The organism is Amycolatopsis thermalba (assembly GCF_003385215.1).
GTDB lineage: Bacteria > Actinomycetota > Actinomycetes > Mycobacteriales > Pseudonocardiaceae > Amycolatopsis_E > Amycolatopsis_E thermalba.
This window is the reverse complement of sequence record NZ_PQHW01000036.1, coordinates 25,393-40,846: the sequence shown is the minus strand read 5'-3', so window position 1 is coordinate 40,846 and position 15,454 is coordinate 25,393. Positions and strand designations below refer to the sequence as shown.

The 15,454-nt window shown below is 72.6% G+C and carries 13 protein-coding genes, 1 tRNA gene and 1 riboswitch; of the genes, 11 read left to right on the top strand and 3 right to left on the bottom strand.

Going from position 1 to position 15,454, the window contains the following annotated elements; all coding sequences use genetic code 11:
* Positions 1-83: 83 nt before the first annotated feature.
* The 3 genes from D0D15_RS16610 to D0D15_RS16600 all read left to right on the top strand — a co-directional run bounded on the left by D0D15_RS16610 (position 84) and on the right by D0D15_RS16600 (position 4,038).
* Positions 84-587: a hypothetical protein gene (locus tag D0D15_RS16610; RefSeq protein WP_233157278.1), complete on the top strand. Its 504-nt coding sequence runs from the start codon at positions 84-86 to the stop codon at positions 585-587.
* 146 nt (positions 588-733) lie between these two features.
* Positions 734-2,833 carry a bifunctional MFS transporter/dTMP kinase gene (locus D0D15_RS16605; protein ID WP_115944549.1) on the top strand — a complete coding sequence of 700 codons (2,100 nt, stop codon included), beginning with the start codon at positions 734-736 and terminating at the stop codon, positions 2,831-2,833.
* Complete coding sequence (locus tag D0D15_RS16600) at positions 2,830-4,038, top strand: DNA polymerase III subunit delta' (protein ID WP_094005609.1); 1,209 nt, start codon at positions 2,830-2,832, stop codon at positions 4,036-4,038. Before D0D15_RS16605 ends, D0D15_RS16600 begins: the two co-directional genes overlap by 4 nt.
* Before the next feature lie 52 nt (positions 4,039-4,090).
* Here D0D15_RS16600 and D0D15_RS16595 read toward each other — a convergent pair whose 3' ends face one another.
* The gene (locus D0D15_RS16595) at positions 4,091-5,734 is read right to left on the bottom strand and encodes a hypothetical protein (protein WP_244214963.1); all 1,644 of its coding nucleotides are present in this window, start codon (positions 5,732-5,734) and stop codon (positions 4,091-4,093) included.
* Between the two features lie 113 nt (positions 5,735-5,847).
* Between D0D15_RS16595 and D0D15_RS16590 the strand changes: the two genes are divergently transcribed.
* Both D0D15_RS16590 and D0D15_RS16585 read left to right on the top strand, forming a co-directional pair.
* A tRNA-Thr gene (locus tag D0D15_RS16590) sits at positions 5,848-5,921 on the top strand.
* A gap of 68 nt (positions 5,922-5,989) precedes the next feature.
* Positions 5,990-6,775 (top strand): class I SAM-dependent methyltransferase, encoded by a 786-nt coding sequence (locus D0D15_RS16585; RefSeq protein ID WP_115944547.1) that lies wholly within the window; start codon positions 5,990-5,992, stop codon positions 6,773-6,775.
* On the opposite strand, the gene D0D15_RS16580 is transcribed toward D0D15_RS16585, so the two are convergent.
* Complete coding sequence (locus D0D15_RS16580; RefSeq protein ID WP_094005612.1) at positions 6,692-7,381, bottom strand: Pr6Pr family membrane protein; 690 nt, start codon at positions 7,379-7,381, stop codon at positions 6,692-6,694. The two genes, D0D15_RS16585 and D0D15_RS16580, sit on opposite strands and share 84 nt — an antisense overlap.
* Before the next feature lie 117 nt (positions 7,382-7,498).
* Between D0D15_RS16580 and D0D15_RS16575 the strand changes: the two genes are divergently transcribed.
* The 3 genes from D0D15_RS16575 (at position 7,499) to D0D15_RS16560 (ending at position 10,667) form a co-directional block, all read left to right on the top strand.
* Complete coding sequence (locus D0D15_RS16575) at positions 7,499-8,080, top strand: TetR/AcrR family transcriptional regulator (RefSeq protein ID WP_094005613.1); 582 nt, start codon at positions 7,499-7,501, stop codon at positions 8,078-8,080.
* 10 nt (positions 8,081-8,090) lie between these two features.
* Positions 8,091-8,612 carry a gamma carbonic anhydrase family protein gene (locus D0D15_RS16570; RefSeq protein WP_094005614.1) on the top strand — a complete coding sequence of 174 codons (522 nt, stop codon included), beginning with the start codon at positions 8,091-8,093 and terminating at the stop codon, positions 8,610-8,612.
* Between the two features lie 683 nt (positions 8,613-9,295).
* Positions 9,296-9,381: riboswitch (ZMP/ZTP riboswitch) on the top strand.
* 17 nt (positions 9,382-9,398) lie between these two features.
* Positions 9,399-10,667, top strand: coding sequence for a serine hydroxymethyltransferase (locus D0D15_RS16560; protein ID WP_094005615.1), 1,269 nt, complete (start codon positions 9,399-9,401; stop codon positions 10,665-10,667).
* Positions 10,668-10,728: 61 nt separating this feature from the next.
* Here the strand turns inward: D0D15_RS16560 and D0D15_RS16555 are convergent, their stop codons facing one another.
* Complete coding sequence (locus tag D0D15_RS16555) at positions 10,729-11,247, bottom strand: inorganic diphosphatase (RefSeq protein ID WP_094005616.1); 519 nt, start codon at positions 11,245-11,247, stop codon at positions 10,729-10,731.
* Between the two features lie 166 nt (positions 11,248-11,413).
* Between D0D15_RS16555 and dacB the strand changes: the two genes are divergently transcribed.
* Genes dacB through tilS form a run of 3 tightly spaced genes read left to right on the top strand, consistent with a single transcriptional unit; the run spans position 11,414 to position 15,451 of the window.
* Positions 11,414-13,420, top strand: a complete 2,007-nt coding sequence (dacB, locus tag D0D15_RS16550) for a D-alanyl-D-alanine carboxypeptidase/D-alanyl-D-alanine endopeptidase (RefSeq protein ID WP_094005617.1) — start codon at positions 11,414-11,416, stop codon at positions 13,418-13,420.
* 22 nt (positions 13,421-13,442) lie between these two features.
* On the top strand, positions 13,443-14,495 hold the full coding sequence (locus D0D15_RS16545) for a zinc-dependent metalloprotease (RefSeq protein WP_094005673.1): 1,053 nt from the start codon (positions 13,443-13,445) through the stop codon (positions 14,493-14,495).
* Positions 14,492-15,451: a tRNA lysidine(34) synthetase TilS gene (tilS, locus tag D0D15_RS16540; protein ID WP_094005618.1), complete on the top strand. Its 960-nt coding sequence runs from the start codon at positions 14,492-14,494 to the stop codon at positions 15,449-15,451. The genes D0D15_RS16545 and tilS overlap by 4 nt, the downstream gene beginning before the upstream one ends.
* Positions 15,452-15,454 lie beyond the last annotated feature (3 nt).

Here is a 15,454-nt window from a genome sequence, read left to right as displayed (position 1 = left end):
GGTTGCCCGGATGGGCGCGTGCGAGCCGCGAAAAGCCCACTACGCTGGGACGAGGTGTTTCCGAACGCACGGGAGTGGTCACCATGAGTCCGGCGAAGGACGACGGGCGCTTCGACGGGGACGGCACGCAGTCCGGCCTGCCGCCGCTGACGTTCAGCGACGCCGTCTCGGGGTCGGTCAACGACGCCGAGGGCTACCAGCCGTTGAAGGTGGCCAAGCCGGTCGAGCCGGACCCGGAGAAGGTCCGCGAGATGATCGAGGCGATGTCGGACAAGCCGGCCGCGCCGGCCGAGGTGCCGGTGGACGACACGCCACCCGCGGCTCCCGCCCAGGCGGTGCCGCCCGCGCCGCCGCTGGGCATCCTGCCCCGGCAGCGCACCTGGACCGGGCGCAAGAAGCTCGCCTCGTGGCCGCGGCCGTCGTTCCGCCTGCCGCGGCCGGGCCAGGGCGGCTCGGTCCGCCGGGCGAAGCCGTCCAGCGGGTCCACGGCGTTCCTGGTCGCGATCCTGCTGATGGTCGTGTTCGGCGTGCTCGCGATCCAGTTCCTGTCGAGCCTGATCGACACGCTCAGCGGCATCTTCGACTAGCCCACGACGGGACGATCCACCTATTCCGGACACCTATCGCCCACCAGGACGGGCGCTCTCAGACCGTCAGAGCTACCCTGGCCCCACGGTTGGGGGACACCGGTTTGCCGCGCCAGGGGTTCTCCAGCGCCACGGGAGTAAGTGGGGTGGGTCCGATCAGCGAGGTCGTGCACGTGGAACCCGGCGCAGGAGGTGAGGCGCCGGCAGGGCGTGACGCCTCGACGATCCACCGGGCCCGTCGGGTGCTGGCGATCCGGCCGTTCCGGCGGCTGTGGGGGGTCACCTACCTCTGCAGCGTCGCCGACTGGCTGACCATCCTCGGCCTGACCAGCCTCGCGACCCAGCTGACCCCGAGCTACACCGCGCAGAACTTCGCCTTCACCGGCGTCCTGCTCTCCGCGCTGCTGCCCGGCCTGATCTTCGCGCCGCTGGGCGGCCTGCTCGCCGACCGCTTCGACCGGCGCAAGGTCATGTTCGTCGCGGACATCTTCCGCTGCGGTTTCCTGCTGTCGGTGGCGTTCGTCGGCACGTCCTGGTGGCTCTACGTCGCGAACTTCCTGGCCAGCGCGAGCGCGATGATGTGGATCCCGTCCAAGGAGGCGGCGGTCCCGAACCTGCTCAAGCGCCCGGACCAGGTGGAGACGGCCAACCAGCTCGGCCTGGTGATGACCTACGGGCTCGCCACGGTCACCGCGGGCGCTCTCTACGCCGTGGTGACGCGGATCGCGGCGTCGGTGGGCCTGCCGTCCGGGTTCTTCGGCGAACTGGGCGTCGCCAAGGTCATCGTCGTGCTCATCGCGCTGCTGTACCTGGCCAGCGCGATCCTGGTGCTGACCCGCATCCCGGAGCTGTCGGTCCGCAAGCCGCGGATGGCCGGGGTCTCGCACGAGCAGGCCGAGAAGGCCGCGAAGCCGGTCAAGGAGGCGGACAAGCCCGGCCTGGGCGAGCTGATCAAGGACGCCGGCAAGTACGTGCGGAGCACCCCGCTGGTGCGCGGCCTGCTCATCGGCGCCGCCGGCGCGTTCGCCGCGGGTGGCGCGGTGGTCGGGTCGGCCAAGACGTACTCGACGAGCCTGAACGCCGGCGACTCCACGTGGGGCCTGCTGGTCGTGGCCGTCTTCATCGGGCTGGCCACCGGGATGGGTGGCGCGCCGAAGCTGGCCCGGCGGCTGCCGCACGACCGGCTGTTCGGCATCTCGATCGTGCTCGCCGGCCTGGCGCTGATCCTGGTGGCGCTGTCCCCGCACCTGACCGTGTCGCTGCTCGCGGTGGCGATCGTCGGTGCGTGTGCCGGCGCCGCGTTCCTGACCGGTGTCACCATCATCGGCTCCCAGGTCGAGGACGCGATCCGCGGCCGGATCAACGCGATCTACCAGTCGATGATGAAGATCATCGTGTTCGGGTCGGTCGCGGTGGTGCCGCTGCTGATCGGTCTGACGAAGCCGCACCGGGTCACGGTGTGGGACCACGAGATCATCATCGACGGCACCCGCCCGGTGATGCTCGGCGGCGGCGGCCTCGGCGAGATCGTCGGCGTCGTCGCCTACCGGCAGATGGACTCGCGCCGGTCCGAGCCGATCATGGCCGACCTGCGCAACGCCATCCGGCGCCGCCCGCGCCGGGTGAACGGGCTGCTCATCGCGCTGGAGGGCACGACCGCCGCGGACACCGCGGTGCAGGCTTCGAAACTCGCCGAGTGGCTGCGGTCGGTCAGCCCGCGCCCGGTGGTGCTGGCCGCGGATCCGGCGCTGGACGACGAGCGCCTGGCCACGATCATCGGCAACGCTTCGCTGTCCGGGGCGCGGGCGCAGGCGCTCGCGGCCGCCGCGGTGCGCGCCGACCTCGTGGAGCGCAACGTCAACCCCGCGCTGGACGGCGGTTCGATCGTGGTGATGGAACGCTTCGTCGACTCGCCGCTGGCGCACCTGTCCGCCGTCGCCGGGCTGGACGCGAAGGAACTCGAAGGCCTGGCCGACTGGGCCACCGGCCGCCTGCGGCCCGACGTGACCGTGCTGCTGGACGCCGACCCCGGCGCGAACGCGCCCGGGCCGATCTCGGTCGAGGACCAGTGGCGCGTGCAGAACCTGCTCAGCGAGATGGCCGCCGCCGACCCCGATCACTACGTCGTGGTGGACGCCGACGGGCCCGCGGACGAGGTCGGCGACCGGGTGCGCACCGCCGTCGCGGCCGTGCTCGCCCAGCGCAAGCTCGGACTGGCGCCGCTGGCCGAGGGTGAGGACAGGTGACCGCTGTCGTCGCGCCGGCCGGGGTGTGGGCCCAGCTGGTCGGCCAGGATCACGCGGTCGACGTGTTGTCCTCCGCCGCGCGCGCGGCGGCGCAGATCGTGGCCGGGGAACCCGCTCCGGCGGGGGCGATGACGCACGCCTGGCTGCTCACCGGTCCACCGGGGTCGGGCCGGTCGGTGGCCGCGCGCGCGTTCGCGGCGGCCCTGCAGTGCATCACCGGCACCGGCTGCGGCCAGTGTCCCGGCTGCCGCACCGCGATGCACGGCACCCACGCCGACGTGCGGCTGGTCATCCCGGAGGGGCTGTCGATCTCGGTCGCCGAGATGCGCGCGCTCGTCCAGGCCGCCGCACGGCGCCCGACCACGGGCCAGTGGCAGGTCGTGATCATCGAGGACGCCGACCGGTTGACCGAGGGCGCGTCGAACGCCCTGCTCAAGGCGGTCGAGGAGCCGCCGGAGCGGACGGTGTTCCTGCTGTGCGCGCCCTCGGACCACCCCGAGGACATCTCGGTCACCATCCGCTCGCGGTGCCGTCTGGTGACGCTGCGGACGCCGGCCGCGGAGGCGATCGCCCGGGTGCTGGCCGACCGGGACGGCGTCGACCCGGAGCTGGCCGAATGGGCGGCCTCGGTGTGCGGTGGTCACGTCGGCCGGGCCCGCCGCCTGGCCACGGACGACAACGCCCGCCAGCGCCGGGCCGCGGTGCTGCGGATTCCGCTGGGCCTGTCCCGGCCCGGTGACGTGTTCCGGTGCGCCGACGACCTGATCGCCGCGGCCGAAGCGGACGCGACGGAGGAGAGCAAGGTCCGCGACGAGGCCGAGAAGGCCGAGCTGCGCAACGCGATGGGCGGTGACGCGACCGGCAAGGGCGTCGCCGGTGCCAAACGGGCCGCCGAAGCGGCGGTCAAGCAGCTGGAAAAGCGCCAGAAGTCCCGCGCGACCCGCACCCAGCGCGACACGCTGGACCTGGCGCTGGTCGACCTGGCCGGCTTCTACCGGGACGTGCTCGTGGCGATCAGCGGCGCGGACGCCCGGTACAACCACCCGGACCACGCCCAGGACATCGAACAGGCCGCCCGCCAGTGGACGGCCGAATCCACGTTGAAGCGCCTGGAAGCCGTGCTGGCCTGCCGCGAAGCGATCCTGTGGAACGTCAAGCCGCGGATCGCCGTGGAAGCGATGCTCACGGCCCTGCGCCACGGCTGAAAAAAAGGGCGGTGCCGGTTCCCCGGCACCGCCCCTTGTCATCGCCGAGACGTCAGTCCCGCGGGCGCGGCGACGGCTTCACCGGAACGGTCTTCATCCGCTTGCGGGCCGGGAACGCCGCCACGAGCACGACCCCGAGCAGCAGCATCGCGGTGCCGGTCCAGAACATCGGCACCGCCGAGTAAGCGCCGGCCGTGTAGGCGAGCTTCTGCGGCACACCCGGGGGAGCCGCGTTGCCCGCCGGCGGCGGGGGCGTCGTGGTGCTCCCGCAGACGACACCGCCCTCGGGCGCGTACGCCCGCCCGATCTGCTCGCCAAGGGAGATCTGCGCCAGCGACGACGGCAGCGAGTCGCTGCCGGCCGGGAGCAGGTCCTTCAGCCCGGTCGTCGGCAGGATCTTCAGGTCGAGCATCCGGGCGGCGGCGCCCAGCTGGTAGCCCTGGAACGGCTCGGTGAGGTTCTGGCCCTTCTGGGTCAGCTCGGCGATGCTCAGCCGCAGGACGCCGAGGTCGAGCACCTTGCCCGCGGTGTCCGACACCGGCTGCAGGCCCTTCTGCGCGGTCGCGACCAGGCCACCGACCACCGGCAGGTCCTGCAGCGGGCCGAACTGCTGGGACAGGCCGGACAGCGGCAGCCCGATCGGGATGTCCTTCGTCGGGTTGGTCGCGTCGAGCGTGTAGAGCACCTTGCCCTGCCGCTCGATCGTGATCACCGGCGCCGTGTACTCGACCTTCGAGGTCTTCTCGTCACCGGTCGAGGTGACCTTGAGGGTCGGCTGGCTGACGACCTTCAGCGTCAGCTCCAGCGGGGTGCCCTTGAGGATCTCGATGTCGGCGGCCTGCAACGTCGAGATCGACTGGACCGCCTTGTTCGGCGACCCCGGGATGTCGACCAGCTGCACCACCGACCGCGAGGACAGCGTGTTGGGCAGGCTGAGCACGGCGTTCGTGCCGTCGGACCTGGTCTCGGCGCCGCCGCTGAGCAGGCCGCCGAGGGTCTGCAGGCCCTTGGCCGGGTCGAAGCCGTCGGCCAGCTGCACGTTCTGCAGGTCCAGGCCGTCGATCGGCAGGTTCGGCAGCGACGGGATGACGTTGAGCAGCGACAGGCTCGCGACGGAGGTGCTGGCGTCGGCGATCGTGCCGACGCACGGGCCGAGCGTCGGGCTGTAACGCGCGTGCACCTTGCCGTTCAGCAGACCCACGTTGAGCAGCGGGTTCTCCGGCGCGTTGAGCCCGCCGGTGAGCGGCTGCTCGTTGTCCGGCAGCGCGGTCTGCACGAGGCTGCCCGGCGCCTGCGGCGCGTTGCCGCCCACCGCGAGCCCGAACGGGGACGACTGGGCGATCGCCTTCTCGTAGCTGAGCAGCGCCTCGGAGTTCGCCTGCGCGCTGGACAGGCCCATCCCGGCCTCGAGCGCGGACTGCTTCGGCAGCTGATCGCTGAAGCCGGGCAGGATCGTGCTGGTCGGGACCGAGTTCGGCAGCAGGCGCAGCACCACGATCGCGGCGGCCGCGTCGGCGACGGCGTGGCCGAGCGGCTGCGGGCCCTCCTGGCCGATGAACGGCGGCTGCCCCGGGTTGGCCGGCTGCGGGGTCGGGGTGGTGGGGATCGTGCTCTGCGCCACGGCGGGCGTGGCCGACAGGACGAGCACGGCCGCGGCGACCGGCAGCGCCAGCGCGCGAGGCATGCGTCGACGCATGTGGAAGGTCCTCCCAGTACGACGGGCCGATCCCGTGTGATCGGCGTCGCACAGCCTAACGACGCGGGGGGTGCTGAAGTGACGCGAAAGGGGTCGCTACACTAGTTCGTGTTGCCGCCTTAGCTCAGTCGGCCAGAGCGGCTCACTCGTAATGAGCAGGTCAGGGGTTCGATTCCCCTAGGCGGCTCCGGCAACGGTCGGGGGCTCTCCACTCGGAGGGCCCCCGATGTCGTTTCCGGCCTAGGCTCTCCGGCCATGGCCCGCCGCTCCGAGACGATCAGTCCGACCGCCCACTACACCGGTTACGTGTGGGTGCGGCACGGGCTCTCCGATCCCGCCTTCGCGACCGGCGAGGGCCGCGTGCTGCACCGGCTCCTGCGGCCGCTCATGGCGGTCAGCGGCGCGGTCGGCGGGCCGACCCTGGAGGGCTTCCTGCTGGCCCGGCACCGCCTGATCGACGACCTGCTCACCGACGCCATCGAGCGGCACGGGATCACGCAGGTCGTCGAGGTCGCGGCCGGATTGTCCGCCCGCGGCTGGCGCTTCACCCGGCGCCACCCCGCCCTGACCTACGTCGAGGCGGACCTGCCGGGCATGGCCGAGCGCAAACGCCGCACCCTGCGCCGCGCGAGCCCCGCCGGGCCCGGGCATCGCGTGGCCGAACTGGACGTCCTCGACGAGACGGCCCTGGACCGGCTGGTGGCCGGCCTCGACCCGGCGCCCGGGCTGGTGATCGTCACCGAGGGGCTGGTCAACTACTTCGACGAGGCGACCGTGCGGGCCATGTGGTCGCGCTTCGCGCGGGCGCTACGGCGGTTCGAGCGCGGCCGGTACCTGTCCGACCTGCACCTGGCGACCGCCGACTTCGCGGTGCGGGCGTTCGTCCAGGCGCTCTCGGCGTTCGTGCGGGGCCGCGTGCACCTGCACTTCGCCGATGAGACCGCGGCCCGCGAAGCGCTACTCACGGCTGGGTTCGGCCGGGCGGTGCTGCACCTCCCGGCGTCCACCGGGCTCGTCCGCGTCGTCGAGGCCGCGCCCTAGCAGCCGGTCGAGCAGCATCGCGCCGAACGCCAGCGCGACGAACAGCACCGCGATCACCAGGCAGTTCACCGCCACCCGCGGGTACCCGAGCGCGGTCACGTCGATGAACGGGTACGGGTAGAAGCCGTCGATCGCGCCCCGGACGAGCGTGAACGCCACCCACGCGAGCGGGTAGACCGCCGACCAGCCGATGATCCGCGAGGTGACCGCGCCGCGCGGCCCGAACAGCAACCAGCCGAGCACGCCCAGCAGCGGGGACACGGTGTGCAGCAACAGGTTCGCGACCCACGCCCACCCGGTGAGGTCCTGCAGCCCGGCCAGCACCAGGTGGAACACGATGCCGGTGACCGCGATCGCGAGCACCCCGTCCAGCCGCAGGGTCCGGAACACCGTGGACGTCCGATGTGGACGGATCGCCAGCAGCAGGCCGGTGAATCCCACGATCAGGTTGGACTGGATGGTGAAGTAGGCGAACACGTTCGCCATGCGGGCGGCGGCCGACTCGTAGCGCCCGCCCATCACACCCGAGGTGACGAACAGCTGCATGACCACGCCGGCCAGCACCACCAGGGCGTGCAGTCCGAACCAGACACGGGCGATCCTCATCCCGGGACGGTAAACGCCCCGGCCACCGCCCGCACCCGAGCCACGCCGGGCGCCGTTTGGGACACCGGTCCTGACAGGTAGGCTGACCGTCCTCATCCGAGTCAGGAGGACATCGCAGTGGCCGTCACCACGCCGGGGCAGCGCGAGCGGCTCTCCCCGAACCAGCTCGCCAAGCAGGAGCAGATCGTCGAAGCGGCGCGGCGGGTGCTCGCGCGGGACGGACTGGCCGGGTGCACGGCACGGGCGATCGCCGACGCGAGCCCGCTCACCAAGAGCGCCATCCACTACTACTTCACCGACATCGACGTGCTCGTCGACCGGGCGATGGCCGCGCACGTGACCGCCTTCCTGGACGAGCTGCGCGAGGTCGCCGGCCGGCACGCCGATCCGCGGGAGAAGCTGTGGGCCGTCCTCGAGTCCTACCTCGACAGCTTCGCCAAGGAGACCGAGTCGGCGTTCCTGTGGTTCGAGTACTGGATCGCGGTCAGCCGCGCCGACCACCCGGAGGCGATCGAGGCGATGCTGCGGTCGGTCACCGAGCTGCTCACCGAGCTGCTCGCCGGAGTCGGTGTCATCGACCCGCGGGCGCGGGCCCGGGCCCTGATGTCCTACCTGCTCGGCGCGGTGGTGCAGCAGCGTGTCCGGCGTCGTCCGTTCGCCACCCTCCGTGAGGAGATCGAGTCGCTCTGTCTGGCCTAAGGTTCCGGGTATGCCTCTGTTCTCCTTCGAGGGCGTGAGCCCCACCGTCCACCCGGACGCCTGGATCGCGCCCACCGCGACCCTGATCGGCGACATCGTCATCGAAAAGGACGTGTCGATCTGGTACGGCGCGGTCCTCCGGGCCGACTTCGGCAAGATCATCGTGCGCGAGGGCGCCAACATCCAGGACAACTCCGTGGTCCACGTCAACACCGGGGTGTGCGAGATCGGCCGCAACGTCACGGTCGGTCACATGTGCCTGGTGCACGACTGCACGGTCGGCGAGCAGGCGCTGATCGGCAACGGCTCCACCGTGCTCGACCAGTCGGTGATCGGCGAGCGGGCGCTGATCGCCGCCGGTTCCACGGTCACCCCGGGCACGCAGGTGCCGCCGGAGGTCATCGCGATGGGCAGCCCGGCCAAGAAGTTCGTGCCGCTGACCGACTCCGCGCGGGGCTGGGTCGACCACAACGCGGCCATCTACCAGCAGCTGGCCCGGCGGCACGCGGACGGTGTCGCACCCGTCGACTAGTGCTCCGGCTGCGATCTCGCCGGCCGGAGTGGGCGGACTGATCAGCGTTGCGCTGCCGGCCAGGCAGCCAGCGCCAGTTCGGCCACCGCGGCCAGCTGGGGGCGGTGGCGCCGTCCTGGGCTCGTTGCGACAGTCCCTGGAGGACGGTGGCGAAGTACTCGGCCAGGGTCCGGGGCTGGCCTGGGCTGGCAGTTCCTCCGCCCGCTGCGCCTCCCGCAGCCGGGCCTCGAACCCGTCCACGTTCCGGTTGCGCGGATCGCGGGGAACGCGCGCACTTCGGTGTCCTCCGAAGTGACGTTGGTCCCCGCGCTCATGGCCAGGCAGCCGGCCGGGTGCGCGGGGTCCGGGTAGATGACCGCGGCCTCGCGCAGGATGCGCGCGAACGCCCCGTATGCGGTCGGCTCCTCGCGAAGCGCCGCACCCGCGAAGCCGCCGATGCCCATCGCCTCGGTCGGATCGCCGATGGAAACGCCTTCATAGGAGCGCATCCGAACGGGCGGCGGCCGGGCCTTCGCCCTCCAGGCGCAGCTGGGCCGTCGCGGCGACGCCGCCGCCCTGTGGTCGGGATTCGACGCCCAGATCCACCGCCACGCACCCGATCGACGCGACCGGCGGCTCCGGCCGGTGAGCTGCGCGCGGCTGGTCGTGGGCGAGACCGGCGACGTGAGTACTAAGCTGGGCGCACAGCAATTTGCGACTGGCGCCGTAGAGGTGGAGCACCACCGGGAAGCGACCGACGAGGCCGGCACCGCGCGCCTGGGTGTGGCCAGTGTCAGGAGTAGGAAGATGACGCACCAGCCAGCCATCCCCACGCTCACCGCGGCCGACCCGCAGATCGCCGGTCTCGTCGAGGACGAGGCGCGCCGCCAGGCGGAGAAGATCCGCCTCATCGCCTCGGAGAACTACGTGTCCGAGGCGGTCCTCGAGGCCACCGGCTCCGTCCTCACCAACAAGTACTCCGAGGGCTACGCCGGCAAGCGCTACTACGAGGGCCAGCAGTTCATCGACCAGGTGGAGCAGGTCGCGATCGAGCGCGCCAAGGCGCTGTTCGGCGTCGACCACGCGAACGTGCAGCCGTACTCGGGCTCGCCCGCGAACCTGGCCGCCTACCTGGCCTTCGCCAGCCCCGGCGACACCGTGATGGGCATGGCGCTGCCCGACGGCGGCCACCTCACGCACGGCTGGTCGGTCTCGGCCACCGGCAAGTGGTTCAACCCGGTCCGCTACGGCGTGCGCAAGGAGACCGGCCGCGTCGACCTCGACCAGGTCCGCGAGCTGGCGCTGGAGCACCGGCCGAAGCTGATCTTCGCGGGCGGCACCGCGATCCCGCGCACCATCGACTTCCCGGCCTTCGCGGAGATCGCGAAGGAGGTCGGCGCCGTGCTGGTGGCCGACATCGCGCACATCGCCGGCCTGGTCGCCGGTGGCGCGCACCCGTCGCCGGTCGGCCACGCGCAGGTCATCACCACCACCACGCACAAGACCCTGCGCGGCCCGCGCGGCGCGATGATCATGACCGACGCAGACCACGCGAAGGCCATCGACAAGGCCGTGTTCCCCGGCCTGCAGGGCGGCCCGCACAACCACACCACCGCCGCGATCGCCGTCGCGCTGGGCGAGGCGTCCAAGCCGGAGTTCCGCGACTACGCCCACGCCATCGTCGCCAACGCCAAGGCGCTCGCCGAGGCGCTGATCGAGCGCGGCTTCGACCTGGTGTCCGGCGGCACCGACAACCACCTGCTGCTGGTCGACCTGACCAGCAAGCAGATCGGCGGCAAGCCGGCCGCGCAGGCGCTGGACCGCGCCGGCATCGAGCTGAACTACAACACGGTGCCGTTCGACCCGCGCAAGCCGTTCGACCCGTCCGGCATCCGGCTGGGCACCGCGGCCATCACCACCCGCGGCCTCACGCCGGAGCACCAGCCGCAGATCGCCGAGTGGATCGACCGCACGATCACCGCGGCCGCCGCGAACGACGAGGCCGCGATCACCAAGATCGCCGGTGAGGTGCGCGACCTGCTCGCCGCCTACCCCATCCCCGGCTACCGGGCCTGATCAGCAACGACGAACGCCCCTTCCCCCGCGCAGGGAAGGGGCGTTTCGCGTTGACCGGCACTCAGTGGTGCTCGCCGCCCTCGGCGGCCTCCTTCGCGAGCCGGTCGATCTCACGCTGGTAGGAGCGCTTGATCTCGGCCTCCGCCTCCGTGCGGCCCACCCACTGCGAGCCCTCGACGCTCTTGGCCGGCTCCAGGTCCTTGTAGACCTGGAAGAAGTGCTCGATCTCCAGCTTGTGGAACTCGTTCAGGTGGTGGATGTCACGCAGGTGCTCCAGCCGCGGGTCGTCCGACGGCACCGCGAGGACCTTGTCGTCCGGGCCCTTCTCGTCGGTCATCCGGAACATGCCGATCGCGCGGCAGCGGATCAGGCAGCCCGGGAACGTCGGCTCCTGGACGAGCACCAGCACGTCGAGCGGGTCGCCGTCCTGCCCAAGGGTGTCGTCGATGAAGCCGTAGTCGGCCGGGTACTGGGTGGCCGTGAACAGGGTCCGGTCCAGGCGGATGCGGCCCGTCTTGTGGTCCACCTCGTACTTGTTGCGCTCCCCCTTGGGGATTTCGATCGTGGCGTCGAACTCCACGGCGTCCTCGCTGACCTCGTCTTTTTCCCGCCGGTACCGGCGGCTTACGGTTTCGCTAACTTGTCGTCACTAGTGTGGACCACGCGCCGTTGGGAAGTCGCACTGATGTCGTCTTGACAACAGTGAGTTTGCCCGGCGGCGTGTCGCCGGTGAGGAGGAGGGGTGCGTGCCGAGCAACGACCAGCCCGAGTGGCCGTCCGAAGATGCGGACGTCTCCGCCGAGGAGAAGCCCGCTGACGGTGGTGCCACGGCCCAGCTGCCGGTGCCCGGCGAGGCCTCGCTGCCCGAGTCGCCGACGCTGTTCGTGCCGGCGCCCAAGCCGGACGCGGAGCGCACGCAGGTGATCGACCTGCGGCAGGAGCAGGAGACCGAGCCGCACCAGCTCCCGAAGCCCGAGCCGCGGCCGGCGCAGCCGCAGCAGCCGGGACCTGGGCCGCAGCCCGCCGCGCGGGGCGAGCAGAGCCCCGGCCGGCCGGAGCAGGGCGCGCCGCCGGAGCGGCCCCGGCCACAGCCCGCGCCGAATCCCGAGGCCCCGCAGCCCGCGCCGCACCCTGAACGCCCGCAGGGCGAGCAGCCGGTGCCGCACCCCGAGCGCCCGCAGGGCGAGCAGTCGCAGCTGGGGCAACCTGCCGCGCCGAATGCCGAGCGTCCGCGGGGCCCGCAGCCGGTGCCGCCCGCCGCTGCTCCGCTCATGCAGCCGATGCGCATCGAGCCCAGCGGCGAAATCCACCCCGCCGAGGCGACCACCGGCGAGGAGAAGCCGCCCGCCGAGCCCGCGGCGAAGCCGAAGCGCCGCCGCAAGCGCGTGCTGATCACCAGTGCCCTTGCGCTGCTCCTGGTCATCGCGGTGGGCGCCGCGCTCGCCACGCCCTACGTCTCCAACCGCCTCGGCCTGCCGTGGGCGCCGAACCTGCCCAAGGGCGACACCCCGGAGCCGGTCCCGGTGGCCCTCTCGCTCAAGGCGCCCAGCGAGTCGGCGCCGCAACCGACGTCGGCCGGCGTGTCCGCGGCGCTGGCCGGCCCCGCCGCGAGCTCCGCGCTGGGCACGCTCACCGGTGCCGTGATCGACCCCCAAACCGGCGAACTGCTGTGGGACCGCAACTCCGGCCAGTTCCGCACCCCGGCGTCGACCACCAAGCTGCTGACCACCTCCGCCGCGCTGCTCGCGATGGACCCGGGCACCCAGCTGAGCACCAAGGTCGTCCAGGGCGCCTCGCCGGACACCGCGGTGATCGTCGCGGGCGGGGACATCACGCTGTCCTCGCTGCCGGCCGGGCAGCAGTCGGTGTACTCCGGCGCCGCCCACCTCGACGACCTCGTCACGCAGGTCAAGCAGGCCAGCGGCGGCGCGATCGAGAAGGTGCAGATCGACACCTCGATCTGGTCCGGCCCGCTGACCGCGCCCGGATGGGCGCCCGACGACGCGCCGATCTACACGGCCGCGATGACGCCGGTGATGCTCGACGGCGGTCTCACCGACCCGACCAACGACCACTCGATGCGCGTCGCCCAGCCGGCGAACACCGTGCTGCAGACGTTCGCCCAGCGCCTCGGCGCCAGCGCGGCCGGGCAGGCGAAGGCGCCCCAGGACGCGAAGGTGCTCGGCGAGGTGAAGTCGGCACCGCTGAGCGAGCTGATCGCGCACGCGCTGGAGGCCTCGGACAACACCCTCGCCGACGCCATCGGCCGGATGACGGCGATCGCGACCGGCACCGAGGCGTCGTTCGCCGGCGCCGCGCAGGCGACGCTGTCCGTGTTGTCCCAGAACGGGTTCGACGTGTCGCAGGTCGAGCTGAGCGACAACAGCGGCCTGTCCCCGCAGAACAGCGTCCCGGCGAAGCTGCTCGCGCAGGTCCTGGCGGTCGCCGCCGAACCGGACGGCAAGGACCCGCGCACCGCGAAGCTGCGCCCGATGCTGGCCGGGCTGCCGGTCGCCGGCGGCAGCGGCACCCTCGCCGACCGCTACAACGCCGCGAACTCGCGGTCCGGCAAGGGATGGGTCCGCGCCAAGACGGGCACTCTGTCCGGGGTCCACACGTTGGCAGGGGTAGTGCTGGACGAGGACGGCCGGGTCCTGGTGTTCGCGTTGATGTCCGACGGCCCCGACCAGGATCCCGCGCGGGCGGCACTGGACGTCGTCGCGGCCTCGCTGCGGGGCTGTGGCTGCCGATAGCTTCCGGAAAGGTGTGAACACGATGAGCGAGGTCGCGTCCCGGCCGGTCGTGGACTGGTCGCTGGCCGCCGCCACGGGCGCGTTCCTCGCCCGCGGCGGGCCGGTGGTCTCCCGTGAGGAGGCCGGCCTGGCCGTGACCGAGTTGCGTGAGCTGACGGTCGACGCCGAGGCCCACGTCCGCGACCTGACCGGCCTGGGAGCCGGGCTGCCGCTGCTCCCCGGTGACGTGGTGGACCGGCCCGGCTGGGTGCGCTCGGCCGCCGCCGGGCTGGACGCGCTCACCGCGAAGGCACTGCCGCCCAACCCGGCCGGCCCGCTCGGGCCCGTCCTGGCCGGTGGCGCCGGCGTGCAGACCGGCGTGGTGCTGGCCTTCCTGGCCTCCCGCGTGCTGGGCCAGTACGACCCGTTCGGCGGGCCGGACGGCGGCGGGCGGCTGCTGCTGGTGGCGCCGAACGTGGTCACCGCCCAGCAGGCGCTGCAGGTGCCGGGCCGCGACTTCCGGCTGTGGGTGTGCCTGCACGAGAGCACCCACCGGTTGCAGTTCACCGCCGTGGACTGGCTGCGCGACTACTTCGCCGACGAGGTCGAGCGCCTGGTCGGCGGCCTCACCAGCGACAACGACGGGATGACCGACCTGCTCGGCCGGCTGCCGGAGGCGCTGCGCGAGGCCCGGCGCGCCAAGGCCGACGGGCTGGTCGCGGTCGGTCAGCTGCTGCGGTCGCCGGAGCAGCGCGAGGTGTTCGACCGCCTGCTGGCGCTGTCCACCCTCCTCGAAGGGCACGCGGACTACGTGATGGACGCGGTGGGGCCGAGCGTGGTGCCCAGCGTCGAGACCATCCGCGCGCGGTTCACCGAGCGGCGCAAGGGCGGCGGCCTGCTGGACCGCCTGCTGCGCGCGCTGCTCGGGGTGGACGCCAAGATCCGCCAGTACGCGCAGGGCGCGGCCTTCACCCGGCACGTGGTCGACCGGGTCGGGATGGCCGGGTTCAACGCCGTCTGGACCTCGCCGAACACGCTGCCGACCCGGGCCGAGATCGCCGATCCCGAGGCGTGGGTGCGGCGCGTCCACCCGTGACCGGCCCGCACCCCGCGGTCGCCGCGGTGCGCCGCGCGGTGCGGAACCTCCTGGCCGAGTGCCCCGGCGTGCCCGCGATCGACGTCGCGTTGTCCGGCGGGGCCGATTCCCTGGCGCTCACCGAGGCCGCCGTGTTCACCGGGCGAGCGCTCGGGTTGCCGGTGCGCGCGCTGGTCGTGGACCACGGGCTGCAGGCGGACTCGGCACGCGTGGCCGCGGAAGCGGCCGGGGTCGCGCGCAAGCTCGGCGTGGACTCCGCCGAGGTCCTGACCGTCGACGTGACCGGTGCCGGCGGACCCGAGGCGGCGGCCCGGAACGCCCGGTATGCGGCACTTCGCGAGCACCAGCGCGGGATCGTCCTCCTCGGGCACACGCGTGACGACCAGGCCGAGACCGTCCTCCTCGGACTCGCCCGCGGCTCCGGTCCGCGGTCCATCGCCGGGATGCGTGCTGTGGATCTCCCGTGGGGTAGGCCACTTCTCGACGTGCCCCGCGCGACGACCCGGCAGGCGTGCCACGCGCTCGGCCTGACCCCGTGGGAGGACCCGCACAACAGCGATCCGCGCTACACCCGGGTGCGCCTGCGCACGGAAGTGCTGCCACTGCTGGAAGACGTCCTCCACGGCGGGGTCGCGGCCGCGCTCGCCCGCACGGCCGCCCAGCTCAGGGAGGATTCCGAGGCGCTGGACGCGCTCGCCGCGGACTTCCTGGCGCGGCACGGGAAACCGGACATCCCGGCCCTTTCGCCGCTGCCGGCATCCCTCCGGCGGAGGATCCTGCGGAACTGGCTCGTCGCGCACGGCGCGCGCGGCCTCACCGACGCCCACCTGCGGTCCGTCGACGCGCTGGTCGGCGACTGGCGTGGTCAGGGCGGCGTTTGGCTACCCGGCGGCTTGGTGGTGACCCGGACGCATGGCAGGCTTGCCATGAATCCACCGGAAACAAGAGGGGACTGACCC

What these genes read in the sequence shown, in the direction of transcription:
- D0D15_RS16595 (WP_244214963.1), bottom strand. Translation starts at nt 5,734, where the DNA reads ATGCGTCGACGCATGCCTCGCGCGCTGGCGCTGCCGGTCGCCGCGGCC.
- D0D15_RS16580 (WP_094005612.1), bottom strand. Translation starts at nt 7,381, where the DNA reads ATGAGGATCGCCCGTGTCTGGTTCGGACTGCACGCCCTGGTGGTGCTG.
- D0D15_RS16610 (WP_233157278.1), top strand. Translation starts at nt 84, where the DNA reads ATGAGTCCGGCGAAGGACGACGGGCGCTTCGACGGGGACGGCACGCAG.
- D0D15_RS16570 (WP_094005614.1), top strand. Translation starts at nt 8,091, where the DNA reads ATGCCTCTGTTCTCCTTCGAGGGCGTGAGCCCCACCGTCCACCCGGAC.
- D0D15_RS16545 (WP_094005673.1), top strand. Translation starts at nt 13,443, where the DNA reads ATGAGCGAGGTCGCGTCCCGGCCGGTCGTGGACTGGTCGCTGGCCGCC.
- D0D15_RS16560 (WP_094005615.1), top strand. Translation starts at nt 9,399, where the DNA reads ATGACGCACCAGCCAGCCATCCCCACGCTCACCGCGGCCGACCCGCAG.
- D0D15_RS16585 (WP_115944547.1), top strand. Translation starts at nt 5,990, where the DNA reads ATGGCCCGCCGCTCCGAGACGATCAGTCCGACCGCCCACTACACCGGT.